The sequence below is a fragment of the Allorhizobium undicola ORS 992 = ATCC 700741 genome (assembly GCF_000621665.1).
Lineage (GTDB): Bacteria > Pseudomonadota > Alphaproteobacteria > Rhizobiales > Rhizobiaceae > Allorhizobium > Allorhizobium undicola.
In genome coordinates, this window is the sequence record NZ_JHXQ01000005.1 from 244372 (window position 1) to 267544 (window position 23173).

19 protein-coding genes are annotated in these 23173 nt (G+C 58.8%); 14 read left to right on the forward strand and 5 right to left on the reverse strand.

What is annotated here, in order from left to right; translation table 11 throughout:
- Positions 1 to 3 precede the first annotated feature (3 nt).
- The 3 genes from T424_RS0108200 to T424_RS0108210 form a co-directional block, all read right to left on the reverse strand.
- Positions 4 to 801 (reverse strand): ABC transporter ATP-binding protein, encoded by a 798-nt coding sequence (locus T424_RS0108200; protein WP_027487303.1) that lies wholly within the window; start codon positions 799 to 801, stop codon positions 4 to 6.
- 11 nt (positions 802 to 812) lie between these two features.
- Positions 813 to 1718 (reverse strand): nitrate ABC transporter permease, encoded by a 906-nt coding sequence (gene ntrB / locus T424_RS0108205; protein ID WP_027487304.1) that lies wholly within the window; start codon positions 1716 to 1718, stop codon positions 813 to 815.
- A gap of 84 nt (positions 1719 to 1802) precedes the next feature.
- Positions 1803 to 3101, reverse strand: coding sequence for a CmpA/NrtA family ABC transporter substrate-binding protein (locus tag T424_RS0108210; RefSeq protein ID WP_027487305.1), 1299 nt, complete (start codon positions 3099 to 3101; stop codon positions 1803 to 1805).
- A 563-nt stretch (positions 3102 to 3664) separates the two neighbouring features.
- On the opposite strand from T424_RS0108210, the gene T424_RS0108215 reads away from it, so the two are divergent.
- Positions 3665 to 5326 carry a glycoside hydrolase family 3 protein gene (locus T424_RS0108215; protein ID WP_027487306.1) on the forward strand — a complete coding sequence of 554 codons (1662 nt, stop codon included), beginning with the start codon at positions 3665 to 3667 and terminating at the stop codon, positions 5324 to 5326.
- A gap of 115 nt (positions 5327 to 5441) precedes the next feature.
- On the opposite strand, the gene T424_RS0108220 is transcribed toward T424_RS0108215, so the two are convergent.
- Positions 5442 to 6125, reverse strand: a complete 684-nt coding sequence (locus tag T424_RS0108220) for a GntR family transcriptional regulator (protein ID WP_027487307.1) — start codon at positions 6123 to 6125, stop codon at positions 5442 to 5444.
- A 128-nt stretch (positions 6126 to 6253) separates the two neighbouring features.
- Between T424_RS0108220 and T424_RS0108225 the strand changes: the two genes are divergently transcribed.
- The 13 genes from T424_RS0108225 (at position 6254) to T424_RS0108295 (ending at position 22089) form a co-directional block, all read left to right on the forward strand.
- Positions 6254 to 7333, forward strand: a complete 1080-nt coding sequence (locus T424_RS0108225; protein ID WP_051558859.1) for an amidohydrolase family protein — start codon at positions 6254 to 6256, stop codon at positions 7331 to 7333.
- A 143-nt stretch (positions 7334 to 7476) separates the two neighbouring features.
- Positions 7477 to 8370 carry a VOC family protein gene (locus T424_RS0108235; protein ID WP_027487309.1) on the forward strand — a complete coding sequence of 298 codons (894 nt, stop codon included), beginning with the start codon at positions 7477 to 7479 and terminating at the stop codon, positions 8368 to 8370.
- Between the two features lie 142 nt (positions 8371 to 8512).
- On the forward strand, positions 8513 to 10081 hold the full coding sequence (locus T424_RS0108240) for a bifunctional 3-(3-hydroxy-phenyl)propionate/3-hydroxycinnamic acid hydroxylase (RefSeq protein ID WP_027487310.1): 1569 nt from the start codon (positions 8513 to 8515) through the stop codon (positions 10079 to 10081).
- 174 nt (positions 10082 to 10255) lie between these two features.
- On the forward strand, positions 10256 to 10699 hold the full coding sequence (locus tag T424_RS0108245; protein ID WP_027487311.1) for a hypothetical protein: 444 nt from the start codon (positions 10256 to 10258) through the stop codon (positions 10697 to 10699).
- A 19-nt stretch (positions 10700 to 10718) separates the two neighbouring features.
- Positions 10719 to 11564 carry a fumarylacetoacetate hydrolase family protein gene (locus T424_RS0108250; RefSeq protein WP_027487312.1) on the forward strand — a complete coding sequence of 282 codons (846 nt, stop codon included), beginning with the start codon at positions 10719 to 10721 and terminating at the stop codon, positions 11562 to 11564.
- 58 nt (positions 11565 to 11622) lie between these two features.
- The gene (locus T424_RS0108255) at positions 11623 to 12639 is read left to right on the forward strand and encodes a cupin domain-containing protein (RefSeq protein ID WP_027487313.1); all 1017 of its coding nucleotides are present in this window, start codon (positions 11623 to 11625) and stop codon (positions 12637 to 12639) included.
- Between the two features lie 612 nt (positions 12640 to 13251).
- On the forward strand, positions 13252 to 14196 hold the full coding sequence (locus tag T424_RS21730; protein ID WP_051558860.1) for a LysR family transcriptional regulator: 945 nt from the start codon (positions 13252 to 13254) through the stop codon (positions 14194 to 14196).
- 344 nt (positions 14197 to 14540) lie between these two features.
- Positions 14541 to 15458 (forward strand): sugar ABC transporter substrate-binding protein, encoded by a 918-nt coding sequence (locus tag T424_RS0108265; RefSeq protein WP_161712546.1) that lies wholly within the window; start codon positions 14541 to 14543, stop codon positions 15456 to 15458.
- A gap of 10 nt (positions 15459 to 15468) precedes the next feature.
- On the forward strand, positions 15469 to 16521 hold the full coding sequence (locus T424_RS0108270) for an ABC transporter permease (RefSeq protein WP_084268434.1): 1053 nt from the start codon (positions 15469 to 15471) through the stop codon (positions 16519 to 16521).
- On the forward strand, positions 16521 to 17300 hold the full coding sequence (locus tag T424_RS0108275; protein ID WP_027487316.1) for an ATP-binding cassette domain-containing protein: 780 nt from the start codon (positions 16521 to 16523) through the stop codon (positions 17298 to 17300). The genes T424_RS0108270 and T424_RS0108275 overlap by 1 nt, the downstream gene beginning before the upstream one ends.
- 149 nt (positions 17301 to 17449) lie before the next feature.
- Positions 17450 to 18253, forward strand: a complete 804-nt coding sequence (locus T424_RS21735; protein WP_051558861.1) for an alpha/beta hydrolase — start codon at positions 17450 to 17452, stop codon at positions 18251 to 18253.
- Between the two features lie 70 nt (positions 18254 to 18323).
- Positions 18324 to 20795 (forward strand): family 78 glycoside hydrolase catalytic domain, encoded by a 2472-nt coding sequence (locus T424_RS20500; protein ID WP_154664842.1) that lies wholly within the window; start codon positions 18324 to 18326, stop codon positions 20793 to 20795.
- A 217-nt stretch (positions 20796 to 21012) separates the two neighbouring features.
- Positions 21013 to 22089: a hypothetical protein gene (locus T424_RS0108295; RefSeq protein ID WP_027487317.1), complete on the forward strand. Its 1077-nt coding sequence runs from the start codon at positions 21013 to 21015 to the stop codon at positions 22087 to 22089.
- A gap of 253 nt (positions 22090 to 22342) precedes the next feature.
- On the opposite strand, the gene T424_RS0108300 is transcribed toward T424_RS0108295, so the two are convergent.
- The gene (locus T424_RS0108300; protein WP_084268436.1) at positions 22343 to 23164 is read right to left on the reverse strand and encodes an ABC transporter permease; all 822 of its coding nucleotides are present in this window, start codon (positions 23162 to 23164) and stop codon (positions 22343 to 22345) included.
- Between the last annotated feature and the right edge of the window lie 9 nt (positions 23165 to 23173).

Sequence of the window (23173 nt, forward strand, 5' to 3'; positions counted from 1 at the left end):
ATCTTACTCCGCGGCTTCGACGAAGCGGTGGCGTTCATAGAGGAACTTCAGCACGGCTTCACGGGATTTGAGGTAGGTGCGGTCGGCGGCAAGCGCGATACGGTGGCGCGGGCGCGGGATCGGCACATCGAGAACTTCGCCGATACGCGCGGCGGGGCCATTGGTCATCATTACGATGCGGTCTGACAAAAGCACGGCTTCATCGACGTCGTGGGTGATCATGACCATGGTATTGCCGAGCCGGGCATGGATTTCCATCACGGCATCCTGCAAATGCGCGCGGGTCAGCGCGTCGAGCGCCCCGAAAGGTTCGTCCAGCAACAGGATTTTCGGCTCCATGGCCAGCGCCCGGGCAATGCCGACACGCTGCTTCATACCGCCCGAGATTTCGGAGGGGCGCTTGTCTTTCGCATGGCCCATCTGCACGAGGTCGAGATTGCGCATCACCCAGTCATGCTTTTCTGCCTTGGTCTTCCTGCCCGCAAATACCTTGGAGACCGCCAGACTGACATTTTCATAAACCGACAGCCAGGGCAGAAGAGAATGGTTCTGGAAAACGACGGCACGTTCCGGGCCGGGCGCGTTGACCTCTGCATTCTCAAGCAGGACGGCACCGGCCGAGACCCGTGTCAGACCGGCAATCAGGTTGAGTAGCGTGGACTTGCCGCAGCCGGAATGGCCGATGATCGAAACGAACTCGCCCTTGCCGATGGTCAGCGTCACATCCTTCAGAACCTCGGTCTTCTGGCCACCGCGTTCGAAGCTTTTATCGACATGGTCGATCTTGAGATAGGCGTTCATGGTCGCTCTCCTCAGTTCCTGGCGGTGCCGCGGGTGATGACATTGCCAAGCATGGCGACCAGCTTGTCGAGAATGAAGCCGGTAACACCGATATAGGCGAGCGCCACGATGATGTCGGTAAGACGCGAGGAGTTCCACGCATCCCAGATGAAAAAGCCGATGCCGACACCGCCGGTGAGCATTTCGGCTGCAACAATGGCAAGCCAGGACAGGCCGATGCCGATGCGAAGGCCGGTGAAGATGTAAGGCGCGGCGGCCGGCACCATGATGCGGATGAAGAATTCCAGCGGGTTGAGACGCAACACGCGGGCGATGTTGCGGTAGTCTTCGGGAATGTTGCGCACGCCGACGGCGGTGTTGATGATGACCGGCCAGATGGAGGTGATGAAGATGACGAAGATCGCCGAGGGGTTGGAGTTCTGGAAGGCCGCCAGCGACAACGGCAGCCAGGCGAGCGGCGGAACCGTGCGCAGGATCTGGAAGATCGGGTCGAGGCCACGCATGGCCCAGACCGACTGGCCGACGACGGCGCCAAGGAAAATGCCCGCAACGGCGGCAAGACCAAAGCCGATCGCAACCCGCTCCAGCGACACCAGCACCCGCCAGGCAAGGCCTATATCCTGCGAGCCATGATCGAAGAAGGGATAGGCAATCAGGTCGTAACTGTCGGCCCAGACCTGCGAGGGCGGTGGCAGCGTCGCCCCCGGACGGGAGCAGGCGACCTGCCAGATGGCCAGCAGCGCCACGAAGACCGCAAGCGGTGGCAGGACGGTGCGACAGAGGGTGGCCAGCCTGGCCTGGATATGGAATGTGCGGGCCGGGCGCTTTGCCATCATCACGACGGTCGTGGCTTTGCCGGATGCCGCCTGCGCTATCGCCTGTTCCGGCGGATCGACCTTGCGCATCGTTGCGGTCATGCTGTGGTCCTCCTGGACGGTTGCTGTTGGATGTTTTGCGGGCATACGGGCACTTGGCCGGTCTGCCGGATCGCAAGCGCCGGTTTACGCGCCGGCCTTGATCGCCAGGCTGTCGAGATAGGCTTTCGGATTGTCCGGATCGAAGACCTTGCCGTCGAAGAAGGTTTCGCGGCCACGCGACGGGGAGGCAGGCATATCGGCTTTGGCAATGCCAAGATCGGCGGCAGCGGCGCGCCAGATGTCCTCTCGGTTGACCTTGTCCACCAGCGCCTTGACATCGGTATCGGCGGCAAACCTGCCCCAGCGGATATTTTCGGTGAGGAACCAGGCGTCGTGACTCTTGAAGGGATAGGAGGCGTGGTCCTTCCAGAACTTCATTTCAAGCCCGGTGTTTTCGGCAAGGCGGCCATTGCCGTAGTTGATGGTGCCCTTGAGACGGCCTGCAACATCCTTCGGCGGAACGTTGAACCATTGGCGCTTGCCGAGAATAGCCGACATCTCCTCCTTGTTTTCCATCTTGTCGGCCCAGATCTGGGCTTCCATCACGGCCATCATCAGGGCGCACGTCGCATTCGGGTTTTTCTCGATCCAGGCGGTGCGCAGACCAAGCGCCTTTTCCGGATGCCCCTTCCACAATTCGCCCGTGGTGCAGGCGGTAAAGCCAATGCCCTGATTGACCAGTTGCTCGTTCCACGGTTCCCCGACACAGAAGGCATCCATATTGCCGACCTTCATGTTGGCGACCATCTGCGGTGGCGGCACGACGATGGTGGAAACGTCCTTGTCCGGATCGATGCCGCCTGCGGCAAGCCAATAGCGGATCCACAGATCGTGCGTGCCACCCGGAAACGTCATGGCGACCTTGATCTCCCCGCCTGCCGCCTTTTTGGCCGCGAAGGCATCCTTGAGCCGGGAGGCATCCAGGCCAACGCCCGTTCCCGCATAGTCTTTGGCAACCGAAATACCCTGGCTGTCGAGATTGAGCCGGGCGACGATCGACATGGGAACCGGCACGTTGTTCTGCGTTACCTTGCCGGTTTGCATGAGATAGGGCATCGGCGTCAGGATATGGGCGCCATCGATACCGTTGGCCTCGCCGCCAAGAACCAGATTGTCGCGGGTTGCGCCCCAGGAGGCCTGTTTCAGGACCTCGACCCCTGTCATCCCGTATTTGTCGAAATATCCCTTTTCCTTGGCGATGATCAGCGGTGCGGCATCGGTGAGGGCGATGAAGCCGAGCTTGACGCCGGAAACTTCCGGCCCGGCACTGGCGGCGAATGCCCCGGATGGAAACGCCAGCCGGGCAGCACTTGCAAGCGCCGCGGCCGAGCCGAGCTTGAGAACCTGGCGACGGCCGATGCTTGCCGTAGTGGTCTTGGTCATAGCCTTCTTGCCCCTCTTTTTATGATGGAGATCGGTAAAAACAAAAAACGCCGCGTGCCATGCTGCAATGTCCTGGCGGGAGGTGCCGGACAGCAGGGAGCCTGCGACGTCATTGTCTGATGGTTATCTGCGCCTGAGGTGGCGCTCATCCGCCCTGCGATCGCCGTTGACCGTGGACGTCACTCAACAAGCAACAGCCGTGCCAGTTTCGAATTTTTCTTTTATGATATTGATATATATAGAGATTTTAAGGTACAGACAAGAGCCCCCGCAGCTCCCGCACGTTCGAACGCCATTTTCGCGGCATCGCGGAAAAGGCAAATGCCTCAGCTTTGTGCAGCGCCTCAAATCAGACCTGGGGGAGAGACAGGCGGCGGAAGGTCACTTTTTTGAAAGCGCTCTTACGAGGGTGTTTCGCCCGCATCATTGACGGGCTGAATGAATAGCCAATCGCAATATCAATTTCCGACCTGGCCTTCAGCTTATTATCACTGCCGTGGAAGGATATTTGGCATATGTCCGGCTCCCGTGGCCGGATCTGCGCCAAGGGAGGCAAACATCAAATGACGCAATATTTTACGGAATTTTCCTCGGCGCCGTTCCATCTCGATGGCGAGGCGCAGGCCTGGGCACAGGAGAAATTCGCCGCGCTCGATACACGCGCCAAAGCCGCCCTGGTCTTCAACGTCATGACCGTCGGACCGACGATTGATCTTGCATCCCTTGGCGATCTTCAGCCCGGCTTCTTCACCCGCATGTCGGGCGGAAGCGTCGAACAGGAACGGTCGCAGCTTGAAGAGATCAATAGCCGCTTTACCGTTCCCGTCATTTTCTCCACCGATCTCGAGGGCTCCACCACAACGCCCGCAGGAGCAACGCCGTCGCCGGTGCCGATGGCTCTGGCTGCCGCCAACGATCCGGATGCGACGGAAAAGGCCGCCGGGGCAATGGCTCGGGAAGCCGCGGAACTGGGTCTGCGCTGGAGTTTTACGCCCGCCATCGATCTCAACGTCGCCTTCCGCTCATCCATTGTCGGCACGCGCAGCTATGGCTCGGATCTCGAAAAAGTACGCGCGCACGCGCTGGCCATGCTCAAGGGGCTCCAGAATGCCGGCACGGCGGCGACGGTGAAGCACTGGCCCGGCGAAGGCTATGATGAACGGGACCAGCACCTCGTCACCACGGTCAATCCGCTGTCTTTCGCCGATTGGGAGGCGCAGTTCGGCAGTCTCTACCGTTCGGCCATAGAGGCGGGCGTCATGGCGGTAATGCCCGCTCATATCGCGCTGCCATCCTATATGCGTGAGGTCGAAGGCGTAGAGGGGCCGGACGCCTTTCTGCCGGCAACACTGAACGCAAGACTGAACGAAAACCTCCTGCGTGGCCGTCTCGGCTTCAAGGGTATTATCGTTTCCGATGCCACGGCCATGGCCGGAATCGCCGGACTGCTGCCGCGCGACGAACTTGTGGTCGCGGTGTTGAACGCCGGTTGCGATGTGATCCTCGATTCCAAGGCCCTCGCTGCCGATGTCGATGCCATTGCAAGGGCGGTGGACGATGGCCGCCTGCCGCTTGCCCGGCTCGATGAAGCCATCCGCCGGCAGCTGGCCTTCAAGGCCGCCCTTGGCCTGCATCGCGGCAAAAGCCTGCCCGCCCCCCGTGACGTTCAGGCCGACCAGCGCGCCATTACCGCCATTCTGGAACGCGCGCCCACGCTGGTCAAGGCCGCCGAAGGGCTTCTGCCGGTCACGCCCGCACGCTATCAGCGCATCTATCTGGTAACACGCGGGGTAGGCTTCCCGCCGGCATCGCCCACGCGGCCCCTGCCCCTTCGCTTTGCCGAAATGCTCAGAACGGCCGGCTTCGACGTGGTCGAGCATGAATGGGGCACACCCGTCACCCCCGATGGCTGCGACCTGCTGCTTTATGTCTATGCCGAGGAATGCCTGCTGACCCGTGGAACCATCACCAATGACTGGGGTGCCATGACGGGGCAGTTTCAGGCGGCAATGAAACGGCATTGGACCACGATGCCCACGCTGATGATCTCCTTCGGCTGGCCCTACCATCTCTACGAGGCCAACAAGGTTCATGGCTATATCAATGCCTATATGGCGCATCCCGCCATGCAGAAAATCGTACTGGAAGCCATGATGGGCGAACGGCCTTTCGAAGGCGTTTCGCCCGTCGATGCCTTTTGCGGTCTTGATCCTGCCTATTTCTGACGGGGCAGGTGACGACATCGGATCGAAAACCCGTGGCCGGGATTTTCGATCCGATGTTTTTTTTCAATTATGAGACTGTCCGAAAACCGGGGTCATTTTTCTCCCGGCACAGGCATCACCCCGGCGATGCCTGCGGAAAATCCTGAATGATAAAGGATGCCGTCTTGTTATAGTGATCTTCCAGCATTCGCATGGCGCGCGGCAGATCGCGCTCGAGAACGGCATTCAGAATCTGCGTGTGTTCATCTGCCACCTTGCGCACCTGAAAGGCCTTGCGGCTGGACAGCGCCCGATAGCGCTGAAGCTGGTCCGTCAGCTGTTCGCAAAATGCCGTCAGCGGCTGCGAACCGCAATTGCTGATGAGCAGGCCGTGAAAGGCACGATGCAGCATTTCCCATTGCGGATTGCTTTCAAACCGGTCCTCCCGCAGGGAGCGCGAGGTGCGGCTCAGGCGGTGATGGGCAACAATCAGCGCTTCCTCCCATTCGGCTGTGGCATTGGCCATGGATTCGCGCAGGGCGATCCCCTCAACCCAGCAGCGGGTCTTGGTCAATTCGGCAAGCTCTTCCAGGCTGACGGGCTTCACGAAAAAGCCGCGCTGCTCCTTGCTGATGACCAGATGCTCGCGGCTCAGGCGGTTGAGGGCCTCACGCAACGGTGTCTGCCCCGCCTCGTAATGCTCCATAAGAAACCGCAGCTGTAACTTGCGCCCCGGTTCCAGTCTGGCGTCCAGGATGTCGTTGCGCAACCGTTCATAGATCCCGGTTGCCAGGGTGGAAGGCAGGGTGGTGTCAGGCATGGGCTCCGGGCCGGAAAACATTGAATTACCAAAACTATACATCATCCCGCGCATTTCGCAAAATTTATAAATTATGCCTTTACCGGAAAGTTTGTGCATATTATGAAGGTGCAGGAGGAGGTGTCGTCATGGATTTTAAAAAGGCCGGGCCGGAACATGAGGGGCTGGCGCGCCCGTTTTCAAACCGTTGCGCCTGCGGCGGCGTCGATATTCATTGCCATGTCGTGCCGCAGCGTTTTCCTGCCCTTCCCTCGGGTTTTTCCAGTCGCGGCTGGCCGTCCACGGTTGCCGATGGTGACTGCCATGTCACGGTGATGATCGACGACAAGCCCTATCGCAGGGTCAACCACGCCTGTTATGTGGCCGAACAGCGCATTGCGCATATGGACAGCACCGGCATTGCCGTGCAGGCGCTATCGCCCATGCCGGAATTATTCGGCTACTGGCTGGAAACCGGCGCTGCCGCAACCTTGACCCGGCATGTCAACGACGTGATTGAAGCGCTGGTGGCCGAAGGCCATGGCCGCTTTACCGGCCTTGGCGGCGTGCCACTTGCCGATGTGGATCTGGCCATTGCCGAGCTTCAGCGCCTGATGGCGACCGGCCATTTCCGTGGCGTGGAAATTGGCAGCAATATCAATGGCGCGCCCATTGGCGATGCGCGGTTTTTACCGTTTTTCGCCGAGGCGGAGCGCCTGGGAGCGGCTGTTTTCGTTCATGCGGTGCGCCCGGCGGGCATGGAGCGGCTTGTCGGACCGAAGCAATTGCAGCAGGTTCTGGGCTACCCCTCGGAAATCGGGCTTGCTCTTGCCTCGCTGATTACCGGCGGAGTTCTGGCCCGTCATCCCGCATTGAAAATTGCTTTCAGCCACGGCGGCGGCAGTTTTGCCGCCCTGCTGCCGCGCCTGCAACAAGGCTATCACGTCTTTCCTGACCTGCGAGAGCAGCTTGCCGAGCCGCCAACGGAAACGGCGCGGCGTGTCTATGTCGATTCACTGGTGTTCGATCATGCAATGCTGCAACGGCTTTTGCCGGTGTTCGGCCCGGATCGCATCATGCTGGGCACCGATTACCCCTTTAATTTTCAGGAGCGTGATCCCGCCCGGCAGGTGAGAGAAGCCTTTGACGACGAAGCGGTGCGGGCACTGCTGATCGAAAGGAACGCCAGGAGGTTTCTGGGACTGGAGGAGCCGTCCGCCACGGCTTGATGAATACCGGCGGCGGGGCTGCGCGAGCAGCTTTACGCCCTGGCAGATGAGAACAGGATGAGGAGGAAGCGGTTCAAACGAAATATTGCGGCGGCTCGCCTGTGAGCGTCTTCAATAGGTTTGAATTGCGTGGAGGATTTTAAATGCATGATTTTCCTGTTGAAGCATTACGAAGTGTGGAACTCGGCGTGCCGGACATTGGCGCTTCGGTGGAATTCTATACGAAAACATGGGGCCTTCAGGTCGTTCAGCAGGACGCGGACAAGGTTTTCCTTGCCGGATCCGGCGATGATTTTCACATACTGGAACTGAAGCAAAGCACCCGCGCCGAACTGCGCAAAGTCACCTTCAGGGCACGGTCGCGGGAGGACCTGTTGAAGCTGCACAGCCTGTGCGAAGAGGCGGGGGCCACGGTCCTGCGCGCGCCACAGGCGCTGACGGCGCCCTCCGGCGGCTTCGGTTTCGTGATCCGGGAGCCGCAGGGCTGCGTTCTGGAATTCGTTCATGGCGACCTGCGCCGCCAGCCTTCCCACACGCCGCTGGTGCCGGTGCGGCTTGCGCATGTGAACATCAATTCCGCCGAAATCGAAGCCCTTTCGGACTTCTATCGCAACAGCCTCGGCTTCCGCTTGACCGACCGTTCCCGGATGATGGCCTTCCTGTGCTGCAATCAGGACCACCACAGCGTGGTGCTGGCCGAAGCGCCGGTCAACGGCTTGAACCACATTGCCTTTCAGATGCCGGACCTCGAATCCGTGATGCGCGGCTCCGGCCGGGTGGTCGATGCCGGTTATCCCATCGGCTGGGGTGTGGGACGTCATGGTCCGGGCGACAATGTCTTTGCCTATTTCGTCGATCCGCACGGCGTGGTGATCGAATATACGGCAGAGGTTTTGCAGGTGGATGAGAGCTACCGCGTTGGCGGCCCGCAGGATTGGGTCTGGCCGCCCGGCCGCACCGATCAATGGGGCATTGCGCCACCCAAAAGCGAGGCCTGCAAGAAAGCCCAGCAGGCTGTCGGCTTTTCCGCACCGTAATCCTTCCAACATCCACGAACATGGCGCGCGCCCGGTTTTCAAGACCCCCGGTTTTTAAGACCCCCGGTTTCCAAGACCCCCGGTTTCCAAGACCAATGGGAAATGATGCGCAGCTTTCGTGCCAACGACGGAATCCATACCAATGACAGTTCGCTCTTCCCTGCCCTTCCATGATGTCCTGATCGTGGGTTTCGGCCCGGCCGGTGCCGTAGCCTCGGCCATGCTGGCCGCGCGCGGCCATTCGGTTCTGGTGATCGACCGGCTGACGGATGTCTATGACAAGCCGCGCGCCATCGCGCTCGACCATGAAATCCTGCGGCATTTCGACAATATGGGCATTGCCGACAAGGTTCTGCCCTTCATCGAGCCTTTCACCGCCTCGCAACATTTTGGCGCTGACGGCCAGTTGATCCGGCGCGTCGATATGGTCTCGCCGCCCTATCCGCTTGGCTATACGCCCAGCATGGTCTTCACCCAGCCTCCCGTGGAGGCGGCCCTTCGCGATCACGCCGCCGGGTTTGACAATCTGACAATCCGGCTTGGCGTCTCCCTTGCCGATCTGCAACAGCAGGACGACCACGTGCTGGCAAGCCTGAAGGACGCCGATGGGGCGGCTTTTCAGGTGAAAGCCAAATATGTCATCGGCTGCGACGGCGCCTCCAGCACCGTCCGGGAACTGGTGGGGATCAAGCTGGAAGATCTGGTCTTCGACGAGCCATGGCTGGTGGTGGATGTCCGGGTCCATCCGCAATATCTGGAGAAACTGCCACAGACATCGGCGCAATTCTGCAACCCGGCCCGGCCCACAAGCTATGTCATCGGCCCGAACAATCACCGGCGCTGGGAAATCATGCTGCTGGAGGGCGAAAATCCGCAGGACATGCAAAAGCCGGACAATGTGTGGAAATTGCTCGCCCCCTGGCTGACGCCCGAGGAGGGTGAGTTGTGGCGTGCGGCCTCCTATCGTTTCCATGCACTGGTGGCCGATGACTGGCGCAAAGGGCGGGTTGTCATCGCAGGCGATGCCGCCCATCAGCAACCACCCTTCATTGGCCAGGGCATGTGCCAGGGCCTGCGCGATGTGAGCAACCTCGTCTGGCGCCTGGACAGGATCCTGAAAGGCCAGTCCGGCGAACATTTGCTCGACAGCTATACGGTGGAGCGCAAGCGACATGTCGAGACACTGACCGGCAAGATCAAGGCGATCGGTCAGGCCATTTGCGAGCGTGACCCGCAGGCCGCCGCCGCAAGAGATCGCAAACTTCTGGCCGATGGCGGCGGCAAACCACTGGTGGTCACGCGGCAGGATATTGTGCCCCCGCTCGAAACCGGCCTGATTGCCAATGAAGGCGTGGCAGCGCGAGGCCTGCTCTTTCCCCAGCCCGTGATCTTGCAGGATGGCAAGGAGGTTCTTCTGGACAAGCTGACCGGCCCTGTCTGGCGCCTGGTGCTCGATGGCCGGGTTCTAAACGCCGATGCGGTGAAACAGGCACTGGCTTTGCCGCAGGACATTGCAGTTCTCGCCATTTCCCCCGCAGCCGATGCGCAAAGCGTGGCCGCATTGCCCGAGCGCGATGGCGTGATGGCGCAATGGTTCGATAAAACCGGCGCTTCGGCAGCGCTGGTGCGGCCCGATCATTACGTGTTCGGCGCGGCAAAGTCGCAAGCCGCGATTGGCGATCTGGTCCGGGAGGCTTTCGCGGTTCTTTAGAGCATTTTCAGGAAAAGTGGAAGCCGGTTTTCCGTCTAAAATGAGTAGAAACAAATAGTTAGCACGGTCCGCGGGCGGGAGGCCGCAGCCCCGTGCCACAAACTGGCGAAATGTGTTCAAGCTGAAGATGCGTGCGCATCTTCCTGCCTTGGTATCGGTCATCGGGAGGAAAAGATGACAAAGGGTGCAAACGATGCGTTGAAATGGGCATGGCAGCCTTATGCCGTTCTTCTCTTCCTGTTTCTCTTTCAGACGTTGAATTTTTTCGACAAGATCGTCTTTGGCCTCTCGGCCGTTCCGATGATGCAGGAGCTGAACCTTTCTCCCCGTGAATTCGGCATGGTGGTGGGACCGCTGATCGTGGTGATCTATTCCGCCAATGCCATCTCCGGGCTGGTATCCAATGCCGTCACCGGCCTGCTGGTCCAAGGTGCTGGCCCAGACCACCTCTCGCTTGGCTACGCCCACGCCATGCTTTGCACGGCCATCGTGCAGATCATCGGCGCGGCCGCCGCCTTTACCCTCATTCAGCCGGAGCACAGCATCAGGCGCTTGGCGACCCTGAACACATTTTCCCCGCATGGCGCGATGCTTGCGAAAACGCATCGCCACTCATAGACCGATCAAGGAGACCATCATGAAGCTTTCAACCGTTCGTCTCGGACAAAGGCTCACCTGGGGCGTGGTCAAGGACCAGCATTTTTACGATGCAGGCCTCGTGCTTCAAAAGACCTATGCCGATCTGAAGGCCGCCATTGCCGCAGGCCTTGCCGGTGTTGAGGAGGCTGCAAATTCGGCAGCGGCCGTCAGCCTGGATCAGGTGGAATGGCTGCCCGTCATCCCCAACCCGCCCAAAATTCTGTGCGTTGGTCTGAACTACGAAACCCATCGCAAGGAAACCGGCCGCAGCGAGGTGGAAAACCCGACGATTTTTGCGCGCTACGCCAATAGCCAGACGGGGCATCTCCAACCCATCATTCGGCCGAAAGTTTCCACGGAACTGGATTTCGAAGGGGAGCTGGCCGTCATTATTTCCAGGCCCGGCCGGTATATCTCGCGGGAAGACGCCTTGAGCCATGTGGCGGGTTATGCCTGCTACAATGACGGCAGCATTCGCGATTTTCAGCGCCACACGCATCAGTTCACGCCGGGCAAGAATTTTCCCGATACCGGCGCTTTCGGCCCCTGGATGGTAACGCCGGATGAGATGGGACCGCTCGATTCCCTTCGTCTGCAAACGCGCCTCAACGGTCAGGTGGTGCAGGAAGCACTGTTCAGCCACATGATTTTCGATATTCAGCGCCAGATTGAATATTGCTCCAGCTTCACCGGGCTTGAGGCTGGCGATGTCATCGTTTCAGGCACACCGGGCGGCGTTGGCGCCAAGCGCAATCCGCCGCTGTGGATGAAGCCGGGCGATACGGTCGAGGTCGAGATCGACAATATCGGGATTTTGACCAATCGCATCGTGGATGAAGTCTGAAAGGCCTCACCTACACAGCCGAAATGAAGCCATAACTATATTTTTAGGAAAATCAAAAATGGATCAATATGATAGCACCTTCAGGCTTCCCGCCAAGGCCGTGCCTTACATTCTGCGCGAGGGACAAGGCGAAACCTTCGTGGTGGCAGGGCAGATCGTGCGTGTTCTGGCAGGCACGGCGCAAACCAATGGCGGCTTTGGCGCCATGGTGTGCGATGCAACTTTGGACAGACAGGCCATTCCGCTTCATTTTCACGAGAAGGAACACGACACCTGGTTTTGCATCCGCGGGCGCTTGCGGATCTGGGCCAATGGCATATCGCGCGTGCTGACGGATGGCGATTTTGCCTATGTGAAACCCTATGACGTGCATTCCTACCAATCCGTCGCGCCGCACACCCAGTTTTTCGGCGTGGTGGCTCCCGGCGGCTGGGAAGGCTTTTTCGAATCCGCCGGTATGCCCTGGACGGGCGCTGCGATGCCTGGCGAAAACGACCCCTTCGATTTTTCGCGCATGGGTCCGAGTATGCAGAAATATCGGATCATGCGCGTCCCCGAACAGGACTATGCGCCGATCACCAATGGAGATGACGAGGACCGGGTTTTGCCGCACGAGGCAAAGTCTTACATCCTGCAATCGGGATATGGCGATCGCATTCGGGCTGGCGGCCACCTCGTCACACAGGTCTTGTCGCCAAAGGCAAGCGAAGGCAGCCTCGACATGCGGACCATCGAGGCTGGCCAGGGCGCGGCCATGCCTGCCTGCCGTCATGGTCAGGCGCATCTGACCCTTTATGTGTTGCAAGGCACGCTGCGTCTGACGTTGAATGGACAGCCGCATGAGCTGAGACCCGGCGATTTTGCCAATATTCCAGCCGGAACCATCTATGCAACCGAAGTTGCCAGCCATAGCGCCCGCTGGATTGCAAGCGCCTCGAAAGACAAGGCGCTTTCCCTCTGGGACGCGCTGGGCACCAAGGCTGAAGCCTTTTCCTTCGTGGCCGGAAAACTCGACACGGCGCAAATGACCGGCACCCCGGATGCAACCTCGGATTTTGAATTCATACGAGAATAGGCTACTGCATAATTCCTTAAATCGGAATCGATTTAAGGTGAAAATTATGCAGCAGATTTAAAGCGTTACAGCGCCGTGCGTTTGATAAAACGCACGGCGCTGTAGTGGACGAAATAGGCAGCGCCTGCGAGTCCACGGCCACAGTACACGACGCTGAGGAATGCCGGGTGGCCTACCCCCCTCTGCCTTGCCAGGCATCTCCCCCTCAAGGGGGGAGATTGCAATACGGATAAAGCGCCATTCTTCAATGAATAGGTGTGGTGACGGCCTTTTTCAGGAATTTAGGCAGGGCCTTGATCTTGCCGATCTCCCCCCTTGAGGGGGAGATGTCCGGCAGGACAGAGGGGGGTAAACCACACGCAAAACCGTAGCGTCCTGTACTGTGGTCAACGGCTTGGAGCGCTGATGATGATTTTTACCTTTACCCCAGGTGTCATTTAACGTGACTCTTGGCATTCCTTTTTCGGCCGTCTCAACACACTGATACGATTGAGATAGACGAAAGGCAGTCAAGGGGAGGATGCGTGAGCATCTTCCACGCCTTGGCATGATGGCGGACTTCGGGGAGGAGAAACCGAAGGAGGCGCCTCAAAGTTGAAGCGAGGAGGAAATATGAAATTTCGCCGGATCGACCTCAATCTGCTGGTGGCGCTTGAGGCCTTGCTGGACGAATGCTCGGTGACGCGGGCAGCCGAACGGGTTCATTTGTCCCAGGCGGCCATGAGCAATGCCCTGACGCGCTTGCGCGATGCCCTTGGCGACGAATTGCTGGTTCGTGTGGGGCAACGCATGATGATGACCGATCGGGCCCGCATTCTGCATGATGAAGTGCGCGAGGTCTTGCGCAAGATCGACATGCGCATTCTGGTCCCCCATGCCTTCGACCCCTCGCAGCAGGAACGGGAAGTGCAATGCATGATGTCCGACGTCATGACGCAGACATTCTTTCGGCGGCTGACGCGCCATATCGGGCAAAAAGCGCCGGGCATTCGTTTTGTTGCCCGCCCCATCGAAGACCCTCCCCATGCCTGGCTGGCTCAGGGCAGGATCGATTTCCTGATGATGCCGCGCCAATATGCCTCTTCCGATCACCCGATGATCGAGCTTTACAGAGAAGGATTCGATTGCCTTGTCGATCCGCAAAACCCGCTGGTCGCCGAGGGTCTGACGGCAGAATCCTATTTGAAGGCCACCCACGTCATTCTGGAACTGGGGCCGCAGCGCAAGACCTCGGCCGATCGCGCCGCCATAGAACAACGGCACGGGCCGCTGACCGCTGGCGTGAAGGTTTATAACCACGGGGCGGTTCCATGGATGGTCAAGGGGTCTGGCTGGATTGGCACCCTGCCCTCCTCGCTTGCCCATCAATATTGCGAGGCGCTGGGGCTGGTCAGGCTGCCGCTGCCAATCGACGTCCTGCCCAACACGCTCGTCCTGCAATGGGGAAAATATGCTGAGGAAGACGCCTGCCTTGATTGGCTGGGCAAGGAAATCGAAGCCTATGCATCCACGCAATGGCGCCACCTCCAGCACGAAAGCTTCGGGAGATATGCGTGAGCGTCTCTGAGGATGGGGACAGAGCATGTTTGCGTGGCGGCGCAGACCTGCTGCATGGCGTGATGCCCTCGGCAACAAGCCGGACTTTATATGTTCAGGGCAACGCATATTCACCGCATCAATAATGAGCGACCCGAACTTTCAATTTTTTCGCCCCGACGGAAGTTGCTAACGTCAAGTTGAAAAGCAGCCCACGGTGGAGGCCGGTTACTGCTTTGTGGATGGAGCGTTTGCAGCAGAATTTGGAAGCGACCTTGCGTCGGCTTTTGCTGAAAGCAGCGATCGTCTGATTGCCGATGTTTCAGAATGTCGGGATCTGCGACATTGAAATCTGGGAGGATTACATGAAAAATCTTGTGAAAACGGCCATGTCGGCCGCATTGACCGTCATGGTTTCGACAAGCGCCTTTGCGCAGGGGCAGTCGCTGGTGTTTTCGCCCTTTTCCCTTGATATTCCCGCGATGAAGGACTTGTCCTCGGCAATCGAGCATTTCAGTCAGGAAGCTGGCATTTCCTACAGCTCTCTTGATCCGAAGGCCGATCCGGCCCGGCAGGCCCAGCAATTGTCGCAGGTCATCGAGACGGGCAAGGTCACGGGCGCCTGGGCGCTGGCCATCAGAACCTCCGCCTTGCGGGGCGTTCTTCAATCAGCCATGAAAAAGCGGGTGGCCATGGTGGTGTCGGGCCGGCCTGAAGCCTATGGCATGAACGGACCGCAGCCGGGCATTGCGTTTTCCGACATCAACTATTCGGTTTATGGCGGCACTTTGGGCGCAGAACTTGCCAAATGCATCAATGAAAAATCAGGCGGGCAGGCCAAGGTTCTCTTCTTTGGCGACAGTGCCGCCAACAAGGCGGCGGAACTGACCGACAAGGCAGCCACGACGGCACTGGCGAACGACGCCCCCAAGACGCAGATCGTTGCAAAGACCGACAGCCGCGACCGGGCGGAAAGCCAGCAGAAAACCGCCCAGATGTTGCAGGCGAACCCGGATGCGACCGCTGTTTATGCATCCAATGACGAAAACGCACTTGGCGCCCTCAAGGCCTTCGAAGTTGCCGGAAAGAAGCCGGTCTGCGTCGTGGCCGGTGGCGGCGCGCAGGAAGTGCGCGATGGACTGAAGGCGGGCCGGATCTTTGCAATTGTCGGCTTCGATTTCCAGGGCGATGCCGCACAGAATTTCAAGACGTTGCAGACGTTGATGCAGGATCCCGCGCTGCCCGGCCCCATGCTGGAAATCCCTGTCAAAGTAACGAAGTGAGGTTGTTACCATGAGTGGAAAGCAAGTGGCGGCGCCCGCAGTTTCAGGGCGTTCCGGCGAGGGCAAACTGCCCCGCGATGTGCAGGCTCTGGCCTTTTTGCGCGATCAGGGCATTGTGGTGCTGTGGTTTGTCCTTCTTCTTGGCTTTTCGGTCTGGAACGCGCCTTATTTTGCAACGCTTGACAATGCGATGCTGATTGTCAGCGCTTCTTCGGTCACGGCGGTTTTCGCTGCCGCCATGACGGTTGGACTGTTCGCTGGCGCTATCGACCTTTCATTGCCCGGTGTTGCCGCGCTTGCCTCCTGCGTGACGGCTGCCCTCATGCAGAATTTTGGCATGAGCGTGCCCGTTTCTCTGGTTCTGGGCGTCATGGTCGGGGCGTTCTGCGGCTACGTCAACGGCTGGATCGTGCTTCAGGGGCTAAACCCGCTCGTCGTGACGATCGGGACGCTGTCCGTCACCGGCGGCCTGGCGACCAAGGTGGTGAACGGTTATTCCATCTACGGCCTGTTCCAGCTGGAATTCATGGGATCGGCTCGCTATTTCGGCATTCCTTCCCATGCGTACATCGTCGTTTTCCTCTTTGCCCTGCTGACGGTCTTCCTTCGCTACACCCGCGCCGGCATCCGTATGCGGGCGGTGGGCGGCAATGCAGAAGCGGTCCGCCGCGCGGGCCTGCCGGAGCGGCGCTATCGCCTGCTTGGCTTCATCTTGTCCGGCGCCCTGGCCGCGATTGGCGGCATCATGAACATGGCCGTCATCGGCGAGGCATCCCCAAGCGCAAATCCCGGCGTCATCTTCCTGGCCCTGACGGCCATTGCGCTTGCCGGCGTTTCGCTGCAAGGCGGCAGAGGCTCCCTGCCCCGCGTGCTCATTGGCGCCCTCATTCTGGGAACCATTTCCGATGGTCTGACGATTGCCGGTATCGAACCATACTGGGCCACCATCAGCACCGGGCTTCTGATGATTGTCGCCCTTCTTCTGGACAAGCATCTGACCGAAGCCATTTCCTTCAAGCTGGTTCGCATCTCAACGATCAATGTTCATGACGGGATCAAGTAATGACCAGGATTGATACGCGGCCAGCCTTGGCCCTCAAAGGCATCAGCAAGCATTACGGCTATGTCAAGGCGTTGGATGACGTGGATTTCCACGTCGCGCCGGGTGAAATCGTCAGCCTGCTGGGCGATAATGGCGCCGGAAAATCCACGCTTCTCAAGGTCATGTCCGGGGCGCACGCGCCCTCAGAGGGCACGATCGAAATCGAGGGAAAGCCTGTAAGCCGCTACAACCCGTCGCTGGCATCCGATCTTGGTGTGGAAATGGTCTATCAGGACCTCTCGCTCGTAGACGGCCTGGATATTTCCACCAATCTCCAGCTTGGCCGCGAGCCCTTGCTGCCCTTTCCGCTCTCGCTATTCGGTTTCGTGGACTTCCGCCGGATGCACGCCGTCTCGCGCGAGCAATTGGGCAAGCTTGGCGTGCGCACCGCCCCACCGGAGCGCATGGTGGAAATGCTGTCGGGCGGCCAACGGCAGGTGACGGCCATTTCACGCGCGGCGGTGCGGCTTTTCGAACGCGGCGGCGGCACGATCCTGATGGATGAACCGACGGCTGCCCTGGGATATGAGCAGACCAAAATGGTCGAGAAACTCATTTGCCGCATGGCGCAAGCAGGCTTTGCGATTGTGCTTGTCACGCATAATCTGCCCTTGTGCATGGATGTTTCCAACCGCATCGTCGTTCTCAATCGTGGACGCAAGGTGGCGGATGTGGCGCGGGCCGATGCCGATCACAACCGTATCGTTTCGTGGATTACCGGCGCGGCAACAGCGGCCTGAGGCTTGAGGCTTGAGGCTTGAGGCTTGAGGCCTGAGGCTTGAGGCTTGAGGCCTGAGGCCTGATCGAAGGCTTCCAGGACGCAATGGCAACCTCTCTTTTCCGCGGGCGGTTGCATGAGTTTAAATCGCTGTTATTTATGGAGAATTTCATGAAAACGCTTGAGCTTGGCATTTCGTCGGGCCAGCCGGTCTGTGCGGATTTGTGGCTTCCCGAGGCGTCTGACGCCGCCGCATCCGCGCCAGCACCGCTCGTCGTTGCCGCCTCCGGCGGCGGCTGGCGCCGTGGCAGCCGCAGCGATCTTGCCCAGTGGGGCCGGTTTTTCGCCGCCAGCGGCATTGCCTTTGCAAGCATGGATTATCGCCGCGCGGTCTCCGGCCCGGCATTTCCGGGCAATGTCGAAGATGTAGCATTTGCCGCCAATGCGCTGGCAAGAAAAGCACCGGAGCTGGGGCTGGACGAGACGCGCATCGCCTTGCTGGGCGTATCTGCCGGAGCGCATTTGAGTACACTTGCCCACTTGTCGCGCGACTATGATTTACCGGCCTTGCGTGGGTTGGCCGCAATCTACGGGCCGTACGATCTGGTGCAACATTGGCAGGAAGACCTGCGCAAGGCCACCGACCGGAAGAACAACCTGACGGAGCGCATGATGGGCTGTGGGCCGTTTGACGACCCTGAACTCTACCACCGCGCTTCACCGATCCGCCAAATCAGGGCAGACGCGGCGCTGCCGGTGTTTTTGAGCTGGGGGCAACTGGACCCGGCGATCGATCCCGCCCAATCGCAAAATTTTGCCGAAGCCTTGCAACAGGCAGGATTTCAGGTCCGGACGCGTGTTTTTCCCGATGCAGGGCATTTCTGGTTTTCCGAGGACGATGTTTGCGATCCATTGACCCACGCCGGACGGGTTTCAGCCGACCTGCTGCGGTTTTTCCGGCGAATTTTTGCGTGATCGGGCATTCTCCCAGGCCGGACAGAAAGCGAATGTCTGTCTGGACATATTTCAGGTAAAGGATCTCACGGTGGGCGCTTTCAGCTTTTCGAAGGCATGGCACGGACATTGGATCTGGATCGAAGATGCCAGTCTTGCCGCAGGCAGTCCGATTGCGCCTGATCGGCGGGAACGTGAACCCTCGATGGCGCTGTTTCGCACCAGCGCCACGCTGGACCGGGTGCCGGCAGCCGTGCCGGTACGCCTTACAGCCGACAGTCGCTACCGGCTCTATGTCAATGACATTCTGGTGGGGCGCGGCCCTGTGCGAGCCCAACCCCGGCGCTTGACCTATGACCGCTACGATCTGGCCCCCTTTCTCAAGCCCGGTGTCAATACCATCGCCGTCGAGGTGCTGTATTATGGCAGGTCCAACTCCCTGTGGATGCCAGCGGTGGGCAATGCCACGCTGGGCCGCAGCGGCGTGCTTGTTTTCGAAGCCTTCGTCGATGGCAAGCCGTGGTGCGTGAGCGACGAGAACTGGTCTGCATGTCTTTGCAAGGGCTTCATGAACGACGCCCATGACCCGCAGGCCAATATGGTTGGCGGCGGCGTTCCGGCGGAAAGCCATGATGCGCGCAACCGGTCCGCGCGCTGGACCAGTCCTGATTTCGACGACAGCGACTGGGCAAGGGCCCGGCCGATCCTGCCGATTCACATGGGCGGTCCCGGCCGTTCCAGGCCGCCTGCCGATCCCTATGGGCCTCTCACGGGCCACGCGCTTCCAGCCTTTCACGAACGGCGCCTTGGTCCCGTCGGCATCAGGGCCGAGCAGGTTTCCGGTACGGTTCGCCGCGACCTTGCCCCGCCTGCCGCCCGTATCGAGAAAAGCTGCCTGGAAGAAAACTGCCTGGTCAGCCGGACAGCGATCCTTCCGGCAACCATGGCCGGCAAGGCTGGCCATCATAATCGTCTGGTGCTTGATTTCGGTGAGATCGTCGCCGGCTATGTCCGATTTGAACTCGAGGCCGAGGCAGGGCTCGAAATCGACATTGCCTATCTGGAAGAGCCAATCACGGCTCCGGCGCATTTTGGCGCCCATGGCGGCACCCGCTATACGGCGCGCGGGCAAGCGGACGCATTTGAGACATTTGGACGTCAGGGCTTTCGCTATGCCATTCTGGTGAGCGATGGCCCCTTCACACTCACAGGTTTCGAGGTGGTCGAAAGCCTCTATCCCTGGAGCGGAGATTACACCTTCAGCTCGGATATGCCGCTGCATAACGCGCTTTACTGCGCCAGCAAGCGCACGGTGGCGTTGAATTCATGGGACTGCTTTATCGATTGCCCCTCGCGTGAGCAGCGTGCCTGGGCAGGTGACAGCGTGGTGCATCTGATGACGCATCTCGTCGCCAACGGCGATTGGGCCTTGTGCTGGCGCCATCTGGAATTGACCGCTTCACCGCGCCCGGATGGTATCCTGCCGATGAGCGTTGGCGGAGATGTGGAATTTGGCGAGGGTTTCACCATTCCGGATTGGTCCCTGCACTGGTTGCACGGGCTTTACCTCCTGTTTTTGCATAGTGGCGACAAGGCGCGGTTACAGGCCTTGATGCCCGTAGCCGAGGGCATTCTTCGCTGGTTTCTTCCCTACAGAAACGATGACGGCCTGCTGGAGGATGTAGCGGAATGGTGCCTGGTCGATTGGTCATCCGTTCATACGCGCGGGCTGAACGCACCGGTGAACGGGCTTTGGGCGCGCGGCCTGCGGGAATTTGCCGCCCTGAGCGATTGGCTTGGAGATGGAGGCCGCGCCGCATGGGCGCGGAACCTCTATCAGGAGCTTCATTCCGGTTTTGAAATCTTCTGGGATGAGACGCGCGGCCTCTATGTCGATCAGGTCCGCAATGGCCAACGCTTTGCCGCAGCCAACCAGATTTCAACGGCCCTTGCCATCGTTGCCGGACTTTGCCCGGCCGGGCGTCTCGGTCGTGCAGGCAAGGCCTTGCAGCGGAATCTTGTCTACCGAAGCTGGCTGTTCGGGCCGGAAGAACCGCATGAACGCGGCCACCGCTTTCGCAGCATCGTCACATCCAGCTATCAGCCGGATTGGGACATAGAAAACGAAATCGTCAGCGCGGAACCGTTCATGAGCTATGTGGTCCACGATGCCATGGCAATGGCCGATCCAGAAGGTCACGCACTGCTTGATAGTTTGCAACGGTGGAAAGCGCATCTGGAGGGCGGCTATCGCAGCTTCCGTGAAAGATGGGGAGGTGGCAGCCACGCCCATGGCTGGAGTTCCACCCCGGCACGGGATCTTGTCTGGAATGTGCTGGGCTTGACGCCCGCAGAGCCGGGCTATGCGAAAGCAAGCCTGCGACCGCAGCCCGGAACGCTGAAAATGATCCGCGCCAGCATACCCACACCGCATGGCGCAATCGAGGTCGAAATCGATGGAGGGCTCGTCAGTCTTGTGTCTCCTGTTCCAATAGAGATCCATAGACAAAATGGTTTACCAGTGACCATTCCGGCCGGAAAATACAATAATATCGGTCTATAGAGACACAAAATCCTCTATTTATAATATATTTCTTGAAAAATACACGATTTGCGATTTAACAATCATAAAGTGTTCATTTTTATTATTTAATCGACAACAATTACAAGAAAATCTTAGGATTTATAATTTTAGTGAATATATCGTAATTCATTATTTCAATTTGATAAAAATCACCCCTCTGCCTAGTTTCGCACGAAATACCTGGGAGGGGCATTTCATGAAGAAATTACTGATCGGTGCGGGATTTTTCCTTTCTTGCGCTTCGTCGTCACACGCGGAATTTAAATGGGGCGGTGAAATCTATACCGGCTGGGGAAATCGAGGCATTTCCCCCGGCTTTTATTCGGTCGGAAATCTCCACGCCACGAATTCCTTCGAACTGGACGGCCTGGGCACGCTGGACCTGAAAGGACAGGTCAATGCCCGCAGCTATCAGGGCAAAGTGGGATATGTCGATGATAACATATTTGAATTTTCAGCATCGCTCGATATGGGCGAGGCAGGAACCCTTGCGATTACGAATTTTAACACCATCAACCAGAACCCCTGGGCCGATGGTGAGATAGCCGACCGCGGTTCGATGAACGTCTTTCCGGACGTTCCACGGCAATTTCGCCATATCCAGGGCAATATCACCGGCATTCTGATCGACGGCAAGGTCGAGGCCGTCGAGCGTGATCTTGCCATCAAATACAAAAACCACGTCGGCGCATTGCAATATGAAATCATCACCGATCCCTTCAAGAGCTATGGCTCAACCTGGGGCAGCGATGCGGTTACATATGATGGCGCCAGCATTCCTGTGGCGGAAATCCACCTGACGCTTCCAACCGGCTTCGGAATCTACGACGCATCGTTCAACGATGTCGGCGATGCCGAATTCTTCGCAACCTATCCCATTGCCGATACGGGCCTGGTGCTGATTGGCAGCTACGCCAGCAATGGCGACGACCGCACCAAATATAACGCCGACATTACCGCAGTCTACAACAGCAAGGACACCGGCCTGTTCAAGGGTGTCTTTCTGACCTATACGCAAGGCACGAATGACCTTCGCAAAACGGTCTTTTCCACCAACTGGGGCATGGACCAATGGACCGCCAGCCTGTCGATAGACAGCGACGGCGACATGGCCGCGGAGGCCTATTACAAATTCACCGATCATGTCACCGGTTACATCGGCTGGGATAGCGGACACGGCGCCTATGAAGGCTTCGACTGGAACTACATCGCCCCCGTCACCGCACCGTCACGCGGCCCATCCTGGGAGACGGGTATAAAGATTACTTTCTAGAGCATGTCGCGCAAAAGTGTGCAGCGGTTTTGTGATAACGACATGCGAAAAGACAATGCACTTAACGCGTCAGGAGCAAATCTGAAAGATCGCGACACGCTTCACAGCGCCGTGCGTTTTATCAAACGCACGGCGCTGTGAAGCGGTTGGACGTGCTGAAAGGGCCGACCGATCGTCGCAGCCGTAAAAGTGCACACGGCAGTCGGATCAGGCGCGGCGCTTCATTGAAAGATTGCAGAAGCCTCGGCCCGCCTTATCGGTTGAGAATATAGGGGCGCATCAGCCGTTCGAAAAGCAGTCCGAAAGCAACGCTGCCGAGTGAAAAGCAGATCAGATAGGTCTTGCTCAGATATTGCGTGGGATAACCCAGATAATAGGCCGATCTTATCCATTCGACCGCATGGAAAACCGGGTTGAACGAGCAAAGGTAAAGCGCCTGCTCGGGCAGGGAATGCAAATAGATGACTGCGCCCGACGAAATGTACAGTACGGCCATGCTGAGGCCGTAGATCAGCGTGAAAACCGGAATGATCGATGCGATGATACTGGCGATGATGCCGAAGCCTATGCCCATGACGATGGAGAAGAAATAACCAAGCAAGGCCTGGGCGGGATATGTGGGAATGGGATTGGATCCTGACGAAATCAGGAAGATGCAAATGATAAACAGCGCGATCGTAAAGGCGATATATTCGAGGAAAGCCCGCGCCAGCACTATATCCAGAAGACGCACGACGGGAAATGCCATCATCGATTTGTTGGCGATCAATGAAATCGACATGAAGCGCGAAAGATAGGAAAATGTCAGGGCGGGCGTCATGCCGGTGGCAAAGAACAGCCTGAGGTCGTCGCCGAATTCGGAATGTCTGCCAGTCACGCTATAGATGCCCAGTAGCAGGAACATATGGGCGACCGGAAAAAGCGGAACGACCAGGAAGCCCAGCCCGTGATTGAAATAGCGGCTGCGAATGTCGCGCATGATCACCGCGTGCATCACATTCAACTTCTGCTGGATGGCATGGGCAACCGACATACGGGGCCGGCCTCTTTCCGCAATCGCTGCAATTTCAGTCATGATATGGTT

What these genes read in the sequence shown, in the direction of transcription:
- T424_RS0108295 (WP_027487317.1), top strand. Translation starts at nt 21,013, where the DNA reads ATGAAGAAATTACTGATCGGTGCGGGATTTTTCCTTTCTTGCGCTTCG.
- T424_RS0108275 (WP_027487316.1), top strand. Translation starts at nt 16,521, where the DNA reads ATGACCAGGATTGATACGCGGCCAGCCTTGGCCCTCAAAGGCATCAGC.
- T424_RS0108210 (WP_027487305.1), bottom strand. Translation starts at nt 3,101, where the DNA reads ATGACCAAGACCACTACGGCAAGCATCGGCCGTCGCCAGGTTCTCAAG.
- T424_RS0108245 (WP_027487311.1), top strand. Translation starts at nt 10,256, where the DNA reads ATGACAAAGGGTGCAAACGATGCGTTGAAATGGGCATGGCAGCCTTAT.
- T424_RS0108215 (WP_027487306.1), top strand. Translation starts at nt 3,665, where the DNA reads ATGACGCAATATTTTACGGAATTTTCCTCGGCGCCGTTCCATCTCGAT.
- T424_RS0108235 (WP_027487309.1), top strand. Translation starts at nt 7,477, where the DNA reads ATGCATGATTTTCCTGTTGAAGCATTACGAAGTGTGGAACTCGGCGTG.
- T424_RS0108250 (WP_027487312.1), top strand. Translation starts at nt 10,719, where the DNA reads ATGAAGCTTTCAACCGTTCGTCTCGGACAAAGGCTCACCTGGGGCGTG.
- T424_RS21735 (WP_051558861.1), top strand. Translation starts at nt 17,450, where the DNA reads ATGAAAACGCTTGAGCTTGGCATTTCGTCGGGCCAGCCGGTCTGTGCG.
- T424_RS0108220 (WP_027487307.1), bottom strand. Translation starts at nt 6,125, where the DNA reads ATGCCTGACACCACCCTGCCTTCCACCCTGGCAACCGGGATCTATGAA.
- T424_RS21730 (WP_051558860.1), top strand. Translation starts at nt 13,252, where the DNA reads ATGAAATTTCGCCGGATCGACCTCAATCTGCTGGTGGCGCTTGAGGCC.
- T424_RS0108270 (WP_084268434.1), top strand. Translation starts at nt 15,469, where the DNA reads ATGAGTGGAAAGCAAGTGGCGGCGCCCGCAGTTTCAGGGCGTTCCGGC.
- T424_RS0108265 (WP_161712546.1), top strand. Translation starts at nt 14,541, where the DNA reads ATGAAAAATCTTGTGAAAACGGCCATGTCGGCCGCATTGACCGTCATG.
- T424_RS0108240 (WP_027487310.1), top strand. Translation starts at nt 8,513, where the DNA reads ATGACAGTTCGCTCTTCCCTGCCCTTCCATGATGTCCTGATCGTGGGT.
- T424_RS0108255 (WP_027487313.1), top strand. Translation starts at nt 11,623, where the DNA reads ATGGATCAATATGATAGCACCTTCAGGCTTCCCGCCAAGGCCGTGCCT.
- ntrB (WP_027487304.1), bottom strand. Translation starts at nt 1,718, where the DNA reads ATGACCGCAACGATGCGCAAGGTCGATCCGCCGGAACAGGCGATAGCG.
- T424_RS0108225 (WP_051558859.1), top strand. Translation starts at nt 6,254, where the DNA reads ATGGATTTTAAAAAGGCCGGGCCGGAACATGAGGGGCTGGCGCGCCCG.
- T424_RS0108200 (WP_027487303.1), bottom strand. Translation starts at nt 801, where the DNA reads ATGAACGCCTATCTCAAGATCGACCATGTCGATAAAAGCTTCGAACGC.
- T424_RS0108300 (WP_084268436.1), bottom strand. Translation starts at nt 23,164, where the DNA reads ATGACTGAAATTGCAGCGATTGCGGAAAGAGGCCGGCCCCGTATGTCG.